The sequence below is a fragment of the Pseudoalteromonas sp. BSi20495 genome (assembly GCF_000241185.1).
Lineage (GTDB): Bacteria > Pseudomonadota > Gammaproteobacteria > Enterobacterales > Alteromonadaceae > Pseudoalteromonas > Pseudoalteromonas fuliginea.
In genome coordinates this window covers 44,630-65,756 of sequence record NZ_BADY01000158.1, presented here as the reverse complement: position 1 = coordinate 65,756, position 21,127 = coordinate 44,630, and the positions used below count along the sequence as shown (strand labels likewise).

18 protein-coding genes and 2 pseudogenes are annotated in these 21,127 nt (G+C 38.7%); 4 read left to right on the top strand and 16 right to left on the bottom strand.

Annotated elements, in window-relative coordinates:
* Positions 1–58: 58 nt before the first annotated feature.
* From P20495_RS02760 to bioH, 3 genes are all read right to left on the bottom strand, one after another.
* Entirely contained in the window at positions 59–913 is an 855-nt protein-coding gene (locus P20495_RS02760; protein ID WP_008138731.1) for a putative metalloprotease CJM1_0395 family protein, read from the bottom strand.
* 4 nt (positions 914–917) lie between these two features.
* Positions 918–1,226, bottom strand: a complete 309-nt coding sequence (locus tag P20495_RS02765) for a hypothetical protein (protein WP_007376419.1) — start codon at positions 1,224–1,226, stop codon at positions 918–920.
* 90 nt (positions 1,227–1,316) lie between these two features.
* Entirely contained in the window at positions 1,317–2,054 is a 738-nt protein-coding gene (gene bioH / locus P20495_RS02770) for a pimeloyl-ACP methyl ester esterase BioH (RefSeq protein ID WP_008138729.1), read from the bottom strand.
* Between the two features lie 74 nt (positions 2,055–2,128).
* Here bioH and P20495_RS02775 point away from each other — a divergent pair.
* Positions 2,129–2,805, top strand: a pseudogene (locus P20495_RS02775) (ComF family protein).
* 9 nt (positions 2,806–2,814) lie between these two features.
* On the opposite strand, the gene P20495_RS02780 reads toward P20495_RS02775, so the two are convergent.
* The 4 genes from P20495_RS02780 to P20495_RS02795 form a co-directional block, all read right to left on the bottom strand.
* On the bottom strand, positions 2,815–4,935 hold the full coding sequence (locus tag P20495_RS02780) for a TonB-dependent receptor (RefSeq protein WP_008138726.1): 2,121 nt from the start codon (positions 4,933–4,935) through the stop codon (positions 2,815–2,817).
* Positions 4,936–5,012: 77 nt separating this feature from the next.
* Positions 5,013–5,318, bottom strand: coding sequence for a hypothetical protein (locus P20495_RS02785; RefSeq protein ID WP_008138725.1), 306 nt, complete (start codon positions 5,316–5,318; stop codon positions 5,013–5,015).
* Positions 5,319–5,437: 119 nt separating this feature from the next.
* Positions 5,438–6,805: an alkaline phosphatase PhoX gene (locus P20495_RS02790; protein ID WP_008138724.1), complete on the bottom strand. Its 1,368-nt coding sequence runs from the start codon at positions 6,803–6,805 to the stop codon at positions 5,438–5,440.
* Between the two features lie 159 nt (positions 6,806–6,964).
* On the bottom strand, positions 6,965–9,514 hold the full coding sequence (locus tag P20495_RS02795) for a M14 metallopeptidase family protein (protein ID WP_033016343.1): 2,550 nt from the start codon (positions 9,512–9,514) through the stop codon (positions 6,965–6,967).
* 148 nt (positions 9,515–9,662) lie between these two features.
* Here P20495_RS02795 and nfuA point away from each other — a divergent pair, with 148 nt between their 5' ends.
* Together nfuA and P20495_RS02805 are read left to right on the top strand one after the other, a co-directional pair.
* Entirely contained in the window at positions 9,663–10,238 is a 576-nt protein-coding gene (gene nfuA / locus P20495_RS02800) for a Fe-S biogenesis protein NfuA (protein ID WP_002959571.1), read from the top strand.
* Positions 10,239–10,247: 9 nt separating this feature from the next.
* Positions 10,248–10,517, top strand: a complete 270-nt coding sequence (locus P20495_RS02805) for a hypothetical protein (RefSeq protein WP_008138721.1) — start codon at positions 10,248–10,250, stop codon at positions 10,515–10,517.
* Positions 10,518–10,530: 13 nt separating this feature from the next.
* Here P20495_RS02805 and dinF read toward each other — a convergent pair whose 3' ends face one another.
* On the bottom strand, positions 10,531–11,865 hold the full coding sequence (dinF, locus tag P20495_RS02810; protein ID WP_008138719.1) for an MATE family efflux transporter DinF: 1,335 nt from the start codon (positions 11,863–11,865) through the stop codon (positions 10,531–10,533).
* Between dinF and P20495_RS02815 the strand changes: the two genes are divergently transcribed.
* Positions 11,845–12,876: a polysaccharide deacetylase family protein gene (locus P20495_RS02815; protein WP_008138718.1), complete on the top strand. Its 1,032-nt coding sequence runs from the start codon at positions 11,845–11,847 to the stop codon at positions 12,874–12,876. The genes dinF and P20495_RS02815 overlap by 21 nt on opposite strands.
* On the opposite strand, the gene P20495_RS02820 is transcribed toward P20495_RS02815, so the two are convergent.
* The 8 genes and pseudogenes from P20495_RS02820 to P20495_RS02850 form a co-directional block, all read right to left on the bottom strand.
* Entirely contained in the window at positions 12,873–13,904 is a 1,032-nt protein-coding gene (locus tag P20495_RS02820) for a chemotaxis response regulator protein-glutamate methylesterase (RefSeq protein WP_008138716.1), read from the bottom strand. The two genes, P20495_RS02815 and P20495_RS02820, sit on opposite strands and share 4 nt — an antisense overlap.
* Before the next feature lie 8 nt (positions 13,905–13,912).
* Complete coding sequence (gene cheD, locus P20495_RS02825; protein WP_007376410.1) at positions 13,913–14,530, bottom strand: chemoreceptor glutamine deamidase CheD; 618 nt, start codon at positions 14,528–14,530, stop codon at positions 13,913–13,915.
* Positions 14,514–15,344 carry a protein-glutamate O-methyltransferase CheR gene (locus P20495_RS02830; RefSeq protein ID WP_008138714.1) on the bottom strand — a complete coding sequence of 277 codons (831 nt, stop codon included), beginning with the start codon at positions 15,342–15,344 and terminating at the stop codon, positions 14,514–14,516. The genes cheD and P20495_RS02830 overlap by 17 nt, the downstream gene beginning before the upstream one ends.
* Positions 15,345–15,418: 74 nt before the next feature.
* A complete protein-coding gene (locus P20495_RS02835) occupies positions 15,419–17,725 on the bottom strand; it encodes a methyl-accepting chemotaxis protein (protein WP_033016339.1) in 2,307 nt (768 codons plus the stop codon).
* 55 nt (positions 17,726–17,780) lie between these two features.
* Positions 17,781–18,266, bottom strand: a complete 486-nt coding sequence (locus P20495_RS02840; protein ID WP_007376407.1) for a chemotaxis protein CheW — start codon at positions 18,264–18,266, stop codon at positions 17,781–17,783.
* Complete coding sequence (locus tag P20495_RS02845; RefSeq protein WP_008138710.1) at positions 18,263–20,350, bottom strand: chemotaxis protein CheA; 2,088 nt, start codon at positions 20,348–20,350, stop codon at positions 18,263–18,265. The genes P20495_RS02840 and P20495_RS02845 overlap by 4 nt, the downstream gene beginning before the upstream one ends.
* Positions 20,351–20,364: 14 nt before the next feature.
* A pseudogene (locus tag P20495_RS21000) lies at positions 20,365–20,726 on the bottom strand (response regulator).
* 8 nt (positions 20,727–20,734) lie between these two features.
* Positions 20,735–21,007 (bottom strand): STAS domain-containing protein, encoded by a 273-nt coding sequence (locus P20495_RS02850; protein ID WP_007376404.1) that lies wholly within the window; start codon positions 21,005–21,007, stop codon positions 20,735–20,737.
* Positions 21,008–21,127 lie beyond the last annotated feature (120 nt).

The window sequence follows — 21,127 nt, the reverse complement described above, 5'->3', positions numbered from 1 at the left end:
AAGCTAAAACGAAAAAAACCGCGTAAGCGGTTTTTTGTGGTTATGTTTTGCTAGATTATTAACTTAACGCTGAAAAACTACTTTGGCTCGCTGGCGATGTCGCCATTTGATAAAAGTTAGCAATACGCCCTGCACGTGCCTCAACATCGGCATCACGTGTTTGCTCGTCACTTTTAGCTGTTTTTGTATCGCTGCTTTCATCGCTAGAGAATGAAGCTTCAAGTTTACTTTTTGCGTCTTCGTCATCTTCTTTTTCAGGTTGTGCAAGCTCAGCCTGAGCCGCTGCTAGCTTTTGCGTAGCATCTGCAGCAATAGAGCGATCAGCTCCCGAAGGCTCAGCAGGTGCTAATGCAGCAGCGCGCACCGTTTGCATTTTATCAATCGTCGCTTGTGGGTCGCCGGGTATTTCTGATACATCAATTTGTACTTCTCCGCCAACTGCGTAATTAGTACCATCGGGCCCGCGTTGATATTCATAACTTGGCGAACCTGCATGTTGTCCACCTACAGAGGCATGCGCTTGTTCGTGTATTCTGACTTCGGTATCTCGAGCCTTTAGCTCTTTAATTTGTAGCTGTTCTTGCTCTAATTGCAGCTCTTCTTGCTCTAATTCTTGTTGCTCACTTGCTTCGTTTTCTTGTTCAGAGCCTTCAGGGTTTTCTGAGTTTTCATCGCGTTTTTGAACTGATTTTTCGTCTGTTGTTTTTCCCGTTGCATCATATGTTACGCTATCACTTCCACCTGGCAACTTCGCTTTTTCAGCGTCACTTTGGGCTTTAGTTTCGGTATTACTTGCGCTACTTGATGCTGGTGCAGGAATGACTTCGCGTAGTTGGTTGTCACGTCGTGCAGTTTCCGTATAAACATTTGCAGTGTTTATATTGATAGATGGAAATGGCGTGACAATATTCATAATACTAAACTTTAATATCGATTAACGTGCCAAGTACATCATCGGCCGTTTGAATTGATTGCGTATTTGCCTTGGCATTAAACTCTTCAACTTTTAAGTTAACAAGCGCTTCATCAACACGAGCAGGCTGTGCTACAGGTGCAGTAATAGCTTCTTCAGGGCGTGCTGCCGTAAGCTGACGTTGCTGCGCTAACTGCGCGTCGTCTTGCTGTTCAATATTGGCACGATTAATCTCAGCACTGGCCTTTTCGATACCTTGGCTAGCACGATTAAATCCTTCAACACCGTTATTAAATACAGATCCGATTGGCATATTAAAACCTCCACCAAATTAACATTGCTTAATTATCGCTCAGGTTATGCACAAAATAAAGCTTTAAACTGCGCTATTTTCAGCTCAATTTTAAAGCATTGATTTAACGACAGATAAAAACTCTCTCTTATGAGAAATAAATGGGGCGTGCGATGCTTTATCAAGCACTTCATATTCAAACTCAGTATTTAGTGCTGATATTTCCGCAATCACTTTATAAGGTACAAGTGCATCTAAACGCCCGAATATACCTTTAATAGAGACCGGGCAACGAGTAAATAACTCACGCAAGTCTTCGTTTTTTAAAATATCCAAACCTGCCATAAGCGCTTCAGTATTTGGTGCGCTGTACTGATTTAGTAATAGTTTAAGTTGCTTTATATCATCCCTTGCCGACTCACTTCCCATCGCTTGAATTGCTAAAAATCGCTCTATCGTTTTTTCTCTATGATTAACTAGTTGGTCTTTAAATTGTTCTAATACTTTGGAATTAATACCAGGCCAATCTATTTGCTCTGCAAAAAATGGCGTTGATGCAACCAATATTACTTTTGACACTTTTTCAGGCCAATGCTTAGCAATATACAGTGCAAATAAGCCACCTAATGACCAGCCCATTAAAATTGATTGTGGTTTTAGTTGTTCACTCAAAAGTGCGGCTGCATCATGAAGTGTATAAGGGCTTGGGCAAGCAATACTATTACCAAACCCAGGTAGGTCAAGGCTGCGTACATTCCCTGAATATAAAAATTCAAGCTCTGGCTGAACCAACTGCCATACCCCTTGATTCATTCCCCAACCATGTAATAACACTAATTCGTTTTGCATATTTGCCTAACCTTTACCAAACTTAAGCTTATCATAACGTTTAAATAGGTGGTTGTAATGCACGGAGTGAATCAATGAAACAAGCCGTTTTAAATTGGTTATTTCCCTCTTATTGCGTGCAATGCCAAAGCCCGATTACAGCTAATTTAGGGTTGTGTGATTATTGCCTTGAAGATTTACCGTTATTTGATTTTAGTAAGCATACTAATTTACTGCACCGACCCGATATTGTTGAGATGTTTCCTAATTGCGAGTTTGATAAGTTATTTGCCTGCGCTTTTTATCAACCTCCCTTTGAGCACTGGCTTAAGCAACTTAAATTTAATAACCAAATTCATTATAAAAAGGCATTGCAGCAAGTCATTAAAAAACAGCTTGTACAACTGTTTGCTCAGAGCCAAAACTTACCTGATGCTTTTGTTATTTTACCACTGCATAAAAATCGTTTTTTGGACCGTGGATTTAATCAAGTCAGCCAAGTATGGTATCCATGTTTAACTAATTACTTACCATTGAGTAACGTACTTATTCGCGACAAAAAAACACAGGCTCAGTCAAAACTATCAAAAACAAAGCGTATTAAAAACTTAAAAATGCCTTTATTTGTACAGAGGATATGAGCGGAAAAACCGTCGCTATTATTGATGATGTGATGACGACAGGTGCAACACTTAATGCAGCTACATACGCCTTAAAGCAAGCCGGCGCTAAACACGTTTGGGCTTTTACAACGTGTTTAACACCTATTTAGTTTTAACGATTAAAAACGAGCTCTTATACCTAGGCTAACTGAACGACCAGGTAGAGGTGCTTCATCTTTTAAGTATGACGAATGCACTCGACCTTCTTGGTCCGTTAAGTTATCGCCTTTAATATAAATTGTCATATCGACATCACCTAAATCAAGGTAATAATTAGCTGAGGCAGATAGCATTGTATAGCCATCTGTTTGCGTTTCGTTCTCGGCTACTTTGTCTTGCTTAGCGTTACGAATAACTTCGACTTCGGTATGCCAATTTCCATACTCGTAGTGAACAGATGATCCAAATCTCATTGGTGGCATTCTTGGTACATTACCGCCTGAATCTAATTTAGCGCGGGTATAATCAGTAAATACCTCTAAGCACCAGTCATCGTTTAAATGCCAATCAACTTGTGCTTCGTAGCCATATAAACGCGCGTTTTGCTGTGAAAACAAAACGACTGGCAAGCCGTCACTTTCTTCATCCGACCCTCCTGATATAGCAACTTGATCCTCAAAATCAGCTGATGTAATAAAAGCCCCATCGCTGATAACTAAATCGGTAAAATCTTCAAAAATATAGTTATCTACTTCATTATTAAATACGCTAACACTCGCATTCCATGTATCCGCGTTATAACGATAAGTAATATCTATATTGTTTGAGATCTCTTTTTCTACGCTTTCATCAGTTTGAACAACATTATATTGCCCATTGTCGTCGTCAAGCTCAAAACCACCGCCAATTTCATAAGTGCCCGACCCAATATGAGGGCCGTATGCGTATATCTCTGAAGCCGATGGTGCACGCTGTGAATACGCGTAATTAAAAGCTAAAGAGTTTCTATCATCAATACTCCAAACAACCCCAGCTGACCCTGATACCGCAGTGTAATCTTTGTTATCAAACGAAACACTATTTGAACCGCTTAATCCTGTGAAAAAGTCATTATTTACATCATGCGTTAATTGCTCAACACGTGCACCAAATTGCCATAAAAGTGGACCAACTTCTTTTTCTTCCATTAAAAATGCAGCAATACTGTCTGTCTTAGTAGGCGGGGTAAATGCTTCTTCACCAATCGCTTCAAAATCACTTTTATTATAATGTAAGCCAGCAACACCCTTCCAGCCATATACAGGTGCATGCTCAGCCCATAATCTCGATTCTATGCTTTCGTTTTTAAACGTAGTGCCAATTTCAACACCTTCAATTTCAGAATGCTCATAATCTGTATAGGCATTTTGCCAATGCACGGCTTTTATAAAGCCATCCAAATTATTCCAGTCAACTACGCCTTGGTAGCGATCTTGGTTTAGCTTTATAAATACGCCTTCTTCGCCCGGTAAACCGTATTCAGAGTCCATATGACCATACGAAAAAGCAACTCGCGTATCATCTGTTATCCAACCCGCACCAAAGTTATAGCCACTGGCATCAATGTCTGAGTTTGCAAGAGTTGTACTACCGCCCTCTTCATCTATATTTGCGGGTAGCGGAATTTTATAATCGTCGGTTTTACGAGTATATCCATCAACATGGAAAGCAAAGTCACCTGAGCCTGCATTTAAATCTGTTGAAACAGTTTTAGCATCTGCAACATTATCGTACTGTGCAAATACTTCACCACTTACGCCTTCTTGCCTTTGTGAGGGTAAGCGGTTATCAACCACATTTACCACTCCACCAATAGCGCCGCTTCCGTAGAGAAGTGTAGCTGGGCCTCTTAATACCTCAATTTGAGTGGCGGTAGAGGTCTCGGTTGAAACTTGATGATCAGGCCCTACACGCGAAGCATCAGAAGCACCTAAACCGTTTTGGACAACTTTGACTCGTGGCCCGTCTAAGCCACGGATTATTGGGCTACTCGCAACCGGTCCAAAATAAGAGCTATGTACGCCGGGTACATTTTTCAAAGTATCGCCTAACGTTGCAGCTTGATTTTGATCTAACTCTTCGCCACTTAAAATTGTTACAGGGGTGCTTGACTCAAGCACCGTACGCTTTATTGGCGACGCTGTAATTAAGACTCTTTCTATATCGGTTTCATCTTTTTGAAGGTTTTTGTCGGCTGCATACGCGGTGCTGCTCATTGCCGTTAATAAGGCTAGCACTAAAGGTGAATAGTTATTTTTCATGTTGTTATCTCTAAAAATACACAATAAAACTCACTCACTATTGTTAAATAACGAGCGTTTAAAATACGTTTAACTGATTAATTAAAAATAACGAACGGTGGATCTCTATTACCTGTAATAGCAACAAACACGCTGTGAAAGTGCTGGCTATTTAATTTTATTGAAGAAAAAGAATGAAAGTCTGACTCAAACAGAGTCACTTTAGCAGGTATTGAATGCTCTAAATCAATAGAGCTTAAACAGAGTTCACATTCTTGATCTGTCTTTAATACGTGAGAAGTATCGTGCCAAGCAGAAAAAACACTGAATAGCACAACAAGCACTAATGCATATTTTATTAGTGTTGTTTGATTTCGAAGTGAATGTAATGTAAATCTTGGCATAATAGATATACTATAACGTTACAGGTGTTTGTGTCGATAAATTAATTTACTTTTTATCTATCATGTACATTAAACCTGTTAATCGATTCTAAAATTATCAACTCAACAGGTTTAACCTTTTATCCTTTAAAGCTATTCCACGGGCCCGTTATTGCTAATGTTTTAGTTGGTGAATATACGTTTACAAATAGTGTATTACCATCAGGAGAGAAACACGCGCCTGCAAGCTCTGTTTGTTCGGTTAAGCGAGCAAATGTATAAACATCTCCGTTTGGCGTTACTCCACGCAAATGGTTATCAACAATATCGGTATACTGATCTTCACAAACAATAAGATGGCCATTCGGTGCGACTGTTAAATTATCACCAAAATTAAATAATGATTCATCTTCACTTTCTACAAACAACTCTATCTTACCTGGGGCAGAGCCTTCACTTTCTCTACCCTCAAACTCTGATGGCTGGTATTTCATAACTTGACCAAGCTGTTCTTTACCACCATTCGTGCAGCAAAAATAAAGCTCGTTTTCGCCCCAGTGTACACCTTCGCCACGAGCAAACAGTGCAGCCCCTTGTTTATAACCTCTAATTCTTAAATCATCTTTTGGGCTCTGTGGCTCATCTAAGTCAATCCATTCAACATCCATCGGTGTATGTTTAAGCATTGTTGATTCACTCCAATTGCGGGTATCAAATTGCGAGTGTTTTTTAATAACCATTGCTTGTAGCTTGCCACCTTTACTAAGCTTGCCAAATTCATTGGGAATAAATCGATAAAATAAGCTATCGCCTCTATCCTCAGTAAGATAAACAATGCCTGTGCGTGGATCTATTGCAGCTGCTTCATGGTTAAATCGTCCCATTGCAACAAGTGGTTCTGGTTTTACCAAACCTTTTGCAGTAGCGGGTATTTCGAATATATAGCCGTGAGATTTACCTAATCCATCAGCCTGATTAGCCACGGTTTCTTCACAGGTAAGCCAGCTTCCCCATGGTGTAATACCACCAGAGCAATTTCTTATTGTTCCGCAGAGCGATAGAAATTCTTGTTCTTTTTTATGCTCTTTAATGTTGTAAATTATGTGACTTGTACCACCTGGGAGCGCTACGCCATCATCAAATATATCGTAAGCTAAAGGCGTTTTATGCAACTTAATGCTCGTCGCTGCGTGCTTAATATTTTTAGGTGAAAGTTCATGGTTACGAACTAACGCTACAGTGTCGCCGTCAAGTGCAATACAGCCCATGCCGTCGGCTTTATCCGGTACATTTAAACCATCATCCATAGTATCGCCCAATTGAGAAATAACCTTGTAGCTAAAACCAGCAGGTAAATCGAGTAGTTTTTTTGTATCAGGAATTAAACCACCGTATGCATATACGCTATCTGCTAAGTTAGCTAAAGTAACTTTACCAAATGCGCTTTTAGAAAGGCCGATAAATGCGAGCGTACCTGCACTTAAAAGAAACTGTCTTCTGGAAACCATAATTAAACCTATAGCGATAATGCTTTTAAAAGAGGGTAGATAGTAAATTAAAATGACGAACTAAAATGCGCCTGCATTGTAAATTCATGCAAATGTCATATTAAAAAGCGCGTACTTTAAAACAGGTCTTAACAGCCTGTTTTAAAGTACAAAATAATTTTACCCACCATTCACTCTAAAGGTATGACCAAAAAATAAAGCGTTACTAAGTAAACGGCTTGTACCATACCAGTAACCTCTAAATACAGGATCGTCGGTCATACCAATCACAGTGCCTCGCCCGTATGAGTGTGCGATTAAACCGGCGCCGCCGGCAACTTGCTCAACATTAACGGCATCAGTAAAACCTGCCAATAATGGTTTTTTAGTGTAGGTAAGTACATTTACGAACGGCGCATCGGAAGCTTCAAGTAACCATGTGCTGTTTTTAAATACCGGTAATGTATTACGATTAAGTGAAAAACTAAGTGGGTGAGTTAAATCTACATGGGTATTAAAAATGGCACCTGCAATGCGCTGACGTCCAGCTAAATGATCTTTGTCGCCATAACTTAAACCTGTCGTATTAAATGCGCTCGCTACATCTTGTCGTGATAGATAACTTGCTTTAAGAATTTGCTGATCAACTAAAAATTTAGCGCCGCCTTTGTGACCCCAAATAACACCACCTTTTCTTACCCAGCTTTTAATTGCCACTTTATCAGTGTCAGATAAGCTATTGTAATTGCCATGAGCAAGTACAATATGGCTGTAATCACTTAGCTCAAGTGAGCTAAAGCGGTTCATTTCAACAATTGTTGGCGCTGCGCCAACAAAGCGATCTAGGTAATACCACACTTCGCCTACTTCGTACTGGCTCGCGCCCTGCCCACCAATAAGCAGTACCTTTGGCGCACTAACAACGGCCATTGATCGTGAACCTAAATCAGCGCCTTTACTTGTTAAACCTGATGTAATTGGTTTAATTGCAATACCAAATTCACTTTGTGCTTTACTAAGCTGGGCAACCCAATCGATATTTGTTTGTAGGCCTGCTGGAATAATAATACTACCTGGTTCGAAGTTTACCTCCCCCGATGTTGATTTAGCAGTTAATGAGCTCAATGCAACGCGTGCTTTAATACCTTGTTTAAGTAAAGTATTGAGCATTTTAGGGGCTAAATAATCGTCCCATGCAAAACCAAAGGCATAACCATTTTTTAAATCGGAAAAAGATGTTTTTACCGCTTTATTCCAAGCAGTATCTGCAACATCTAAGCCCCAATTGCTTTTAACTTTTGCAAACGGTAAATTAAAAGCATGCGCTAGAGTCCAACCCGAAACATCATAGAATGTATTATCAGCAAAGTTTTTTTGCTCACTAAAAATAGCTTTTACTAAACGGTATTGCGGTTGCGCTAATGGCACAAAATAACTATGAGTACTAAAACTTTTTCCATTTGCTTTTAATGGTTTAGTAAGTGGGTAAGCGTTAATTTGATGCTGTTTTAGTAATTCTAAAAAGTGCTTAGTACGGGTGTTGTCGCTCGCGCCTTCAACAACATAACCTTCAAAGCTCTCGTCACTGGCTAAATCAGCTGCCTGATTATAAAAATTCGCTTGGTAATCTAGTAACGCCTGGCGATTATCAATGGCTGCTTTAAAGGTTGATAAGCTCGTTAATAGCTGATTTTTAATAGTAAATGCAAAGCTTAAAGGTCCGTTTATAGTTTCTTGAATATGCCCACGAGAACTCGCTTGCTCGAATAAAATGCCTACACCACCATTTACATCCGGGTAGGTCGAGCCTTTTCCGTAATAAAAATCGTCAAAACTTTCTTCTGTAAAATAAAGTGCGTTATTTTCATCTAACGTTTTTGCATGATAGTTAGCAATCGCTTTCGTTAAAGTTACATTTTCATCTGGTGTTATTGGGTGTTTACGACTTGGGATACCTGGCTGAAAAAAGTAACTGCTATTTGGCCCCATTTCATGAAAGTCAGTTAAAATATTTGGTTTCCACTGATGAAATTTGGCAATTCGCGCGCGCGATTCAGGATGCTGTAGTAATAACCAGTCACGATTTAAATCAAACCAATAATGGTTAGTACGGCTACTTGGCCAATTTTCAACATGTTCACGGGTCTTAGGATCAGACGATAAGTTCATACCTCGGTTACTGTTGGCCCAATTAGCAAAACGAGCAAGCCCATCAGGATTAAGTGAAGGGTCGAGTAAAATAACTGTGTTATTTAATAGCTCATCTATTTCAGCACCTTGAGCAGCTGCTAAATAATAGGCTACCAATAATGAAGCGTTGCTGCCCGATGATTCATTGCCGTGTACACTATAACCCATCCAGACAACAGCAGGTTGGTCTTTAGTTTTGTCACTGTTGTTACTTAAACGCGCCAAATGAGCTTGGCGAGTTTGCTCTATGTTTGGCAACTTGTTGGCGGCAGTAATTGTTAGCATCACAAGCGGGCGTTGCTCATGTGTACGGCCAATAATTTCAAAGTTTATGCGGTCACTTTTTTTCGCAAGTACTTCCATATAGCGTACTAACTGGTCGTGTCTTACATGCCACTCCCCCACTTGATAACCTAGCACTGCTTCAGGGGTGGGAATGGTAGGGTCAAATTGAACATCTTGCTCAAAATAATAAGATAGTGGCTTTGCCATACTTGAAAAACTCAGTAGTACCACCATTATTGTTAACATGAACCGCATATAAATCACTCTAAAAATGTTTGTTAATTGCACGCTACCATTGCTTAAAATAGATGCCAACTTTTTACGCTCAACACTAGCCGCAACACGATGAGCGGAGTATGATATGCAGTATCCGAGTAATTTAGTCAGGTATAAAGCCGTTTTTATGATTTCTATTTCCGAAACAGCGCAAGCGCATTTTGCTAAACTATTAGCAGATCAATCACAACAAACCAATATTCGTGTTTTTGTTGTAAACCCTGGTTCATCACAAGCGGAATGTGGTGTGTCTTATTGTCCAGAAGACGCTGTTGAAGCCAGCGATATTCGTCTAAATTTCAATGGTTTTGATGCTGTTGTAGATGCAGAAAGTGCGCCATTTTTAGAAGAAGCCGAGATCGATTTTGTTACTGACAAAATGGGCACTCAATTAACGCTAAAAGCGCCGAATGCTAAAGCTCGTAAAATTGGTGATGATGCATCATTAAATGAACGCGTGCAGCACATGCTTGAAACTGAAGTAAACCCGCAACTAGCAAACCATGGCGGCCAAGTAAGTCTAGTAGAAATAACAGCTGCAGGCATTGCTATACTTCAGTTTGGTGGTGGTTGTAATGGTTGCTCTATGATCGATGTAACGCTAAAAGAAGGCATCGAGAAAGAAATGATCGCTAAATTTGAAGAAATCACCGGTGTTGCTGATATCACAGAGCACGAAGCGGGCGATCACTCTTACTATTAATTATTATAAATGCTAAAGCCACTTATCTATCGTTTAGGGAGTAACCCTAAACTTAGCTTAAAGCACTTTTTTCGCGGCTTAGCACTATTTGTGCTAGCCGTGGTATTTATCTCCCTTGGGTATTACACTCACTACAGTTTGCAAATAATTGGCGTTGCAATTTTAGTCCCTGCACTGTTTTTTGCAGCTTGGGGTTATTGCGGGATTTTTGCTAACCGCTTTTCACAAGTCATTAAAGGCATTGGCCCAAAAAATCACGATCCCGATTTATGGAAATAAATAATCATCGCACTTAATCTAATAGTTTGTTATTTTCTTTAAGCCTTTGGTATTTAATAATCAAAGTCACGCCCCGCATTAACATAAAACAGCTCATAGCTAACCATAGTCCGTTATTTTGTAATTCGTTAAATATCCAAAACACCCCAAAAAATCCAACTGTAGCCGAAAAAAGCATACTATTACGCATATCTTTTGCACGTGTTAAACCCACAAAAACACCATCAAATAAAAAACAACTCATAGCAAGTAATGGAAGTGCAATAACCCAAGGCAAATAAAGCGTCGCCTCATTAATAACCTCTGGCACATTGGTTAAAAGCATAATAATTTGGGCACCAAAAACGGCAAAAAACAGGCTATACAACAATCCAAACAACATTCCCCAAAATACACTGATTTTTACCCATAACTCGATATTACTTACACTTTTTTGGCCTTTTGCTTGCCCTACTTTTGCCTCACTAGCATATGCAATACCATCTAAAGCAAAACTAACTAACATTAAAAAGTTAAGTAGCACGGCGTTAGCAGCGAGTGTCGTTTCGCCAATACGTGCACCATAAAATGTCATAAAGCTAAAACATAATTGCAGTATTAAAGAGCGAATAAAAATATCGCGATTCAAACTCAATAATTCAGCCATTTTGCTAATACTCAACCAATTCGGTACATTTAGCTCAATATCTTGTTTTTTAGCTAGTTTAACCACTAAAAAAAGTGCAAAAATTAGTGCGGTATAGTCAGCAATAAGTGACGCCCATGCAGCACCAGCAACCGCCCAATCAAGGTAAACAACAAAGTAAATATCGAGTACTATATTGACTATGTTTGTTACTAATAATAAATAAAATGGCCCTCGCCCGTAATGTACACCAAGCATCCAACCTAGTAACACTAAATTACACAATGCTGCTGGAGCACTAAAAATGCGGATACTAAAATACTGATATGCTTGTGCGAGTACATCGCTATTAGCAGCAGATAAAAATGCAATAGCATGTTTTATCAAAGGAGATAAAGCGATAAGTAGTACAGCAACAAGACTTGCAAGTAATAAGCTACGTTTAAGTAAGGCGGCTAATTGAGTTAAATCATTTTCTCCGTAAGCCTGAGCGACCATGCCAGTCGTACTCATTCTTAAAAATCCCGCTAGCCAAAATAAAATAGAAATAACAGCAGAACCAAGCGCAATACCCGCTAAATAGTGAGCGCTCCCTAAGTGCCCAATGACAGCAGTATCAACAATTCCTAACAGTGGTACTGTGATATTTGATAGTATCATCGGACCGGCTAACAACAACAAGCTTTTATGGTGTGCTTTATTATGTATAAGAAATTGTTTCATTTAGTATTATTTTCTCTCATTAGTGTATCTCTACGCGTTCAAGCTGCTGTTATTTTACAATACCATCATGTTAGTGAAAGCCTTCCTGCCGTAACGAGTGTTAGCGCGAATACATTCACTAAACATTTAAGCTATTTGAAAGAGCATAACTTTAACGTTATTCCTCTTAATGAACTAATAAATGCACTTCAGCAAGGTAAAACATTACCTGAGAAAACCATCGCAATCACTTTTGATGACGGTTACAACAACAATTACGACGAAGCAGCGCCAATTTTAGAGAAATTTAATTATCCATATACTATTTTTGTAAATCCAAAATTAATTGATGAAGGCCAAAGTTATGTAATGGGCTGGGATAAACTCAAAGAGCTTAGCAAAAAGGGCGCGCTTATAAGCAACCACAGTGCTCAACATGATTACTTGCATATTAAACTTGATAAGGAAACGGATGCCCAGTGGAAAATACGTATCAAACAAGATATTTTGTATTCACAACAACGTATAAAAGAAGAGGTTGGCCAAGACTACAAATATTTAGCCTACCCGTATGGTGAATTTAATAACGAATTACAAGCTCTTGTGACTGATCTTGGCTTTATAGGTATTGGTCAACACTCTGGGGCGGTGAATAAAAACTCAAACTTCAGTCGCTTGCCGCGTTTCCCAGCTTCTGGGTTTTACAGTAAACTAGATACGTTAATCACAAAACTAAATTCTCATGCTTTTAATATTACAAAGTTAACGTATCAAGATAGCGTGACAACACAAAACCCACCAACACTAACCATAGAGTTTGAAATGGGAGATTTTCATAAAACACAGTTTGCCTGCTATGTCTCAAATGTTGGCCAAGCAAGCTTAAATTGGATAAGTAAAAATACGGTTGAAGTCACTTCTCCAAAAGAGCTAAATAATGGCCGTTCTCGCTTTAATTGCACTGCGCCTTCGATTAAAAACCCGAGTGACTATTATTGGTTCTCACAGCCGTGGGTTATTGAAAATAATTAAATTTTAATAGCCTGATTCAATAGCCGCTCAGTTACCTTATCCAACGCAACAACTTCGTTTGCTGCGTTTAACTCCACAGCAGCTTTTGGCATTCCCCAAACCACAGACGAAAATTCGTCCTGAGCTAGTGTGTACGCGCCACCCTCCCTTAAAGCGAGCAATCCTTTTGCGCCATCACTCCCCATTCCGGTTAACAACGCTGCTACAACATTCTTAGCGTTAATTTCTACCAATGAATTAAACAATACATCCACTGCTGGTTTATGCCGATTTACAGGCTCATTATCATCAAGTTCACAATATAAGTGTCCCCCATATTTTTTAATGGTTAAATGCAAACCACCAGGAGCAATATAAGCGCAACCTGCGACTAGCTTATCACCTTGCTCTGCTTCTTTAACACTAATGATACATGTACGATCCATCCTTAAAGCGAACGAAGTACTAAATACAGGGGGAATATGTTGAGTAATAACAATCGGCGGGCAATTAATAGGCATTTTTATTAATACTTCTTTTATCGCTTCAGTGCCCCCAGTTGATGCGCCTATAGCAATAACTTTATTTAATAAAAACTGAGCATTGATAGGTAAAGGATCACTCGATGGTAACGCTTTTTTATAACTTCTAACTCTTGCACCAGCGGCTACTCGTACCTTTTGCTGAACTAAATACGCATATTGGCTCATTTTATCTTTTATATTAGCCGTTGGTTTAGCTATAAAATCAATCGCACCGAGCTCTAGTGCCTCTAATGTAATTGGTGAACCTTTTTGTGTTAATGTAGAAATCATCACTACAGGCATTGGCCTTAGGCGCATTAGATTTTTTAAAAAGCTAATACCGTCCATTTTTGGCATCTCTACATCCAATGTAAGTACATCAGGGTTAAGTTGTTTAATCATTTCTCGTGCTTTATATGGATCCTCAGCACTACCTACCACTGTAATATCTTCAGCTTGCTGTAAAACGTCAGTGAGTAATCGCCTAATTAAAGGAGAGTCATCTATTATGAGTACTTTAATCATAAACACACCTAAAACAGTTCAATATCCGTAACTACATCTTGTTTTTTAAGGCTTTGTAAATAACGAACTTCACGCTTCTCAATGGTATTGTTATGTAGGTTTTTCAACTTTTTCATATGAACTTTACCAGTGTGGGGATGAAAAAATATTTTCCTTGGCCAAGGGCCTCCCATATCATGCGCCACTAAATTAAGGGCTTCCTCTTGAACATAAGCGGTAGCAAAACTAATATTACCCAAACCGATATCAGTCATCGCGCTAATAATTTTCCCCCCACCAAACAGCTTAATCTTTAAGTTTCGACGTGAAGCTCCATTTTTTAGCACTTCGTTTATTAAATATTCCATAGCCCAGTTACCGTAACGACAACTTAAGCTATGTGCATTATTAAGCTCCACTCCTTTTTGAATTGGCAGCATAAAATGGTTCATCCCGCCAATTCCTAGTACTTCGTCATAAACGCAAGCCGCAATACACGAACCGAGTACTGTTGAAATAAGTTCATTGTTTTTCGACACATAAAACTCACCAGGGAGCACTTTGGCAACAACACTCTGCCGACCTGAATCCCAATACCGCTTAATATGCTCAAAGCTAGGTAATACTGTTCTAAATTCCGCGTGCATTACTGCCCTTTTGATACATCGTTTTACCTAAGTTTTTATATTGAGAATGCTCTTTACCCATACTTTCTGAGTGACCTAAGAACAAATGCCCTTGCTCACTCAATATATTAGCGTAGCGTTCAAAAAGCTGATCTTTCGTTTCTTTATCAAAGTAAATAACTACATTACGACATAAAATAAGATCAAAAGGGCCCTTCATTGGCCACTCTTGTAATAAGTTTAAACGTTTAAACGCTATACACTCCTGCAATTTTGGCTTTACTTTATATGCCTCACCATCCTTACTTTTTAAAAACCAACGCTTGAGCTGCTGCTCACTGAGTCCATTAACATTTGCAGCGGTATACATGCCACTTTGCGCTTTTGCTAACACGTTTGAATCTAAATCTGTGGCTAAGATTTTCACATCCCAATCACTCGGAAATGCAGCATTTAATGTCATTGCTAAACTGTAAGGCTCCTCCCCAGTTGAGCAACCAGCAGACCAAAATCTCACGCGTTTGCTGTGCTTATTTGTTTTTAAAAGGACAGGGATAAGTTCAGATTTAATAAATTCAAAATGATGAATTTCACGAAAAAAAGATGTTAAGTTCGTTGTTATAGCATTAATGAAGGCATCGAACTCTTGATCTTTATTCTTTTTCAAAAAAGCTAAATATGATTTAAAATCAACAAGGCTTCGTTCTCTAATACGTCTTGCTAAACGCGAATAAACCATTTCTCGTTTATGTTCACCTAATACAATTCCGCATGCGTTATAAACAAGATCGGCAATCTCTTTGAAATCTCGGTCGGTAAATAAAAACTCTTTCATTATTCACTCTCAATCAAGCCAACAAGCAATGCCTCAATGTAATTACATAACAACGAGGCCGAGAAGGTGAGTTGTTAAAACTCTTCCCATTCATCTGCCGAGTCAACAAAATTATCTCCTCGCGTTTTACTGCGAATATAATTATTCTGCGGCCTTTGAGATAGCGCTGGCGTTCGCATCGTAGGTGAAATCATCGCTGTATCTTGCTGACCTAAAGAGAAAAAGTTGAGTAACCGGCGCATTTCATTTGCCTGCTCAGCCATAGACTCGCCAGCGGCAGAGGCTTGCTCTACTAAAGCAGCATTTTGTTGAGTCATTTCATCCATTTGTGAAATAGCTTTATTTACCTGTTCAATACCGGCGCTTTGCTCTTCGGATGCTTCTGTAATATCAGAAATCATTTGTGTGACTCGTTGTACTGAAACAACAATTTCTTTCAGTGTAGCGCCTGATTCATTAACTAATTGAGAACCATCAGCGACCTTACCTACACTGTCTCTTATTAATTCTTTAATTTCTTTAGCTGCGCCTGCTGAGCGCTGAGCTAAGTTACGAACTTCCCCTGCAACAACCGCAAAGCCTCGCCCTTGTTCACCAGCTCTAGCAGCCTCTACAGCAGCATTAAGCGCCAATAAATTGGTCTGAAATGCTATTTCGTCAATAACCCCAATAATGTCAGCAATTTTTTTGCTTGATTCATTAATCGCCGACATACTCGTGACAGCCCTGTTAACGACTTCGCCACCCTGTATTGCTTTTTCACAGGTTTCTTCTGCCAAATCATTTGCTACTTTTGCGTTATCAGCATTTTGGCGAACGGTACTGGTCATCTCTTCCATGCTTGATGCTGTTTCTTCAAGTGACGAGGCTTGCTCTTCTGTTCGCTGACTCAAATCAGCATTGCCTTGAGAGATTTCCTCTGCGCCACTTGCAACTAACGTAGCCGATGAATTTATCCGATTTATAACTTCGGTGAGCTTATCTGCTGTCGTATTTGCATCACGTTTGAGTTTATCAAATGAGCCTTTATATTCTTTCTCGATTCGTTTTGACAAATCACCATTTGCCATAGCATCAAGCATATCTCCAGTATCGGCGACAGCATCATCAACAATTTTAACTAAACTATTTAGCCCTTGAGCTAAACGTAAGAAAAATCCTTCTTTTCCATTTTCAATAACTCTTGTATCTAAATCGCCTTTACCTGCTGCACTAATGAGCGTCGCAATTTCTTTTTCTATAGCAACTTCAGCAGTCCTATCTTCCCATTCCACAATTGTGCCTAACTTTTTACCTTCTTGACTAATCCAAGGTGAAGCTATTAAGGTAAAAGTAACACCTGCTAAAAGTAATTCAGCTTTATGTGGTTTATCCAAATTTTTTAGTAACTCACGTTGGTGCGCAGGGTGCTTATGAAAGTCATCAACGCAGGTACCTATAAGATTATCTACAGAAAAGTTTGGTAATACTGTTTGCAGTTCTTTTTCTCGTATTTTAAGCATTTTTTGAACGCAATCGTTCACAAAAATAATATTAAGCTCTTCATCGGCAATCATTACATTTGCCTGGCAAACTTTTAGGGCATTAGCTAAATCGGCTGCCTTTCTAGAAGCTTTTTCAAGCTCTTTTTGCGCTGTAATATTTGTAGCGTACTTAATAACCTTAAAAGGCTTACCATTCATATCATAGATTGGGTTATAAGAGGCTTGTATCCAAATTTCTTGGCCTTGCTTTCCTATTCGTAAATACTCACCTGAATCAAACTCGCCTCGACCAAGTTTAGTCCAAAACTCTTTGTATTCATTGCTATTTGCATATTCCGGTGCGACAAATAATCTATGATGCTGACCTTTAATTTCATCAAGCTGATAACCAAGAGCATTTAAAAAATTATCATTAGCGCTAATAATACTGCCATCTAAACTAAATTCGATAACCGCTTGGGATTTACTAATTGCACTAATTTGTCCGGCAGCATTTGCCGATACCAACTTTTGATCTGTGATATCTGTAGCAAGTTTAACGACTTTGAGTACTTGGCCCTCAGAGTTAATAATTGGATTGTAAGTAGCCTGAATCCAAACCTCTTTACCACTTTTAGCAAAACGCTTAAATTCATCGGAAATAAACTCGCCATTGCGAAGACGCTGCCAAAAATTTTTGTAGTCATTACTTTTAGCATCATCATAATCTACAAATAAAGAATGGTGTTGTCCTTGTACGTCTTCTAATTGGTATTCCATTACGCTAAGAAAGTTAGCATTTGCGGTAATTATTATTCCGCTTGGCTCAAACTCAATCACAGCTAATGACTTATTTAATGCGCTTACAATTAAATCATTACTTGATTCTGACTGTTTTGGATTACTAAACCATCCCATGCCCATCACCACCTTTAAGTTTATTTTTTATTACTTTATTTAGTTATTTTATAAACTAAATATTCATTGTTTTTTGTAAGTCGATCAACGCCACCATTTTATCGCCCACATTGACCAACCCAGCAACGTACTCACAATTATTTGATTCAGATAAACTAGGAACAGCTTTAGCATCTTGCTCTACAATACTGTAAACATCAGAGACTGCATCTACTGCAATACCTATAATTTTACTGCCCTGTTCAAACTCTATTTTTATAACAATAACCACTGTCAATGGTCCATAATCAGTACTTGGTAAGCCAAACCGTAAACGTAAATCAATAATTGGCACAATTGTGCCCCGCAAGTTAATTACGCCTTTCACAAACTCAGGTGCGTTAGGTAGTACTGTAATTTCCTCCCAGCTACGAATTTCTTGTACTGTTAGAATATCAACGCCGTACTCTTCATCAGCCATAATAAAAGTTAAAAATTGCTTCACTCCTTGTTGCTGCTGAAGGTTTAATTGGTTACTGAGCTGGCTTTGCTCTGAGTTCATAACGCCTCCAAAGTGGCTTGCGTTTCAATGGTTAGTTCTTGACTGCCTGGTTTTTTTAAACCTGAGAGCTTTATTAAGCCACTAATGTCCACAATCAGCGATACGCGCCCATCTCCTAAAATAGTGGCACCCGATACGCCATCAACTTTGTGATAGTTAGCTTCTAAACTTTTAATCACAACCTGTTGCTGAGACAATAAATCATCAACTAAAAGTCCTACTTTTTGGTTATCAGTTTCAACTACTACGAGTAATGTTTTATCTAAAGACTCAATCGCATTTTGATGATTAAAAATAGCGTATAGACGTAAAATAGGAATATATTCATCTCGAAGTCTGAGTACATCAAGGTCTTTACCCACTCGACTTACTTTTGTGATATCAATTTGTAATGACTCAACAATCGAAATGAGCGGTATAATATAGGTATGTTGAGCGACTTTAACGAGCTGACCATCTAAAATAGCTAGCGTAAGCGGTAATCGAATTGTGAATGTTGAACCAATGCCAGGGGCCGATGTTACTTCAACTGAACCATTTAAAGATTGAATGTTACGCTTAACAACATCCATGCCTACACCTCGACCCGATAGCTCACTCACTTCATCCATAGTAGAGAAGCCAGGCATAAAAATTAGTTCATTGATTTCATCGTCCGTTAAATTACTATCGGCTGTAATTAACTCATTTGCGATTGCTTTTTCTTTAATTTTTTTGGTATTAAGGCCTTGACCATCATCCATTATCTCAATAACAATATTACCGCCTTGATGAAATGCATTTAACGTGACAATTCCCACTGGATTTTTTCCTGCAAGCACTCTTTGATCTACGGTTTCTAACCCATGATCAAGTGAGTTTCTAAGCAAGTGCACCATAGGATCTGAAATTTTTTCCATTACGGTTTTATCAAGTTCGGTTTGCTCACCAATCAACTTAAGCTCGACTTTCTTATTTAGCTTTTGTGCTATGTCGCGTACCAATCGAGGAAAGCGACTAAATACAAAATTAATTGGTAACATACGAATACGCATTACGTTTTCTTGTAAGTCACGTGTATTGTGTGCAAGTTGCGCTAAACCCTCTTTCAACGACGTAATCGTAGTTGATGTTATTTCCTGTTCACTTAGCTGATTCAGCATAGCTTGAGTAATTACCAGTTCACCAACCATGTTTATTAATGAGTCAACCTTATCAATGCCAACACGGATTGAGGTTGACTCTGGCGCACTAGCGACTTTTTTATCTTTATTGCTACTTGGTTTTGATTTGGCGGGTAAGGTTGTTGTTTTTTCTAATTTTTCAGGTTGATCTGAGAGAGCTAAATCATGGTTATGATCTGAAATACTAGCTGGTTGTTCATCATCAAATGATCTTACACATAATTCAACTGTAATATCTGCATCATCTTCTACCCATTCAAAGACTTCTTTTATCGCCTTTTCGTCATGGCTTGTATTTAAAAAAAAGCGCCAGTGTAAAAAACATTCATCATAACTTAACTCCGTAATATCAGGCACTGAATCATAAAAAACGGTTGTTTTTAATTCACCTAACTCAGCAAGTTCACTGATCATGTACAGCGGCTCATTTCCTGTTTTAAATAAGTGATGATGAGGCTTAAAGTTAATTTGATATGTGTTGCTAGTCGATAGCACAGCTTCGTTTTGTGGCTTGCTCTCCAATACGTTGTCTTTTTTCTCTAACACATGTTCAAATTGCATCCGCAAAGCATTAGCTTCAGTTAAATCAGACGCTTGATCTGCTTGAAGCGCGGCAAGTAAACCTCGCAAACAATCAACTGCTTTGAGTAATAAATTAACGTGTTCAGTGCTAAGCTCTCGCTCTCCTTGGCGGATCTGGTCTAATAGTGTTTCAAGTACATGGGTAAAATCAGCAACAGAACTAAAACCAAAAGTACCACTTCCCCCTTTAATTGAGTGAGCAGCTCTAAAAATAGTGTTGATAGTTTCTAAGTCTTCCTCACCTGGCACTAAGTTTAAAAGCTCAGCCTCCATAGTATCTAGGCCTTCAAAACTCTCTTCAAAGAAAACTTCAAAAAATTGACTCAAATCTATACTCACACAATACTCCTTCGCTAGCGAATAACCTTTTTAATAACGGCTAATAGCTGTTCTGGGTTAAACGGTTTAACTATCCAACCTGTTGCGCCAGCGGCTTTACCTTCTACTTTTTTTCTAAGCCCGACTCTGTAGTGAGCATAAGTAATGGTGTAAATTTATAATTAGGTAAGCCTCGCAGCTCTCTAATCAACGTAATACCATCCATTATTGGCATGTTTACATCCGAAATTACGACATCAAAATCTTGTTGTTTAGCGATAGCTAACGCTTCACTTCCATCTTTTGCTTCAATTACATCAAACCCTGCTGTTTTTAGAGTAAAACTTACCATTTGACGCATTGATGCTGAGTCATCAACCGCTAAAATTTTTTTCATATGAATTCCTAACCTTTACTTTCAAGTATTAAGTAATGACTTAAACCGAGTTGCTCAATTGAATGTGTTAATGCTTCACTCGCCCCTACCCAAATTATTTTATGCTTAATGATAAGCAGATGTTTTTGCAAAGCACATAAAAGTTGAATTGAGGCAGTATCGGCAGACATTACATCGCTAATATCAAGACAAATATCATTATTACTATTGAGTTCTTTTAGTAAATCTTGATGCAGTGTTTCAGCTTGCATAATGACAAGTTCACGTGGAAGTTTTAACATTTAGTAAGTGCATTCCTTGTCAATTTATTTCATAATAAAAGCTTAGACCTAGTTATTAAAAATGCCATAAAAGGGCCTAAAAAATTAAATTAATTTTTGTAACAGGAATGAAAAACAAAA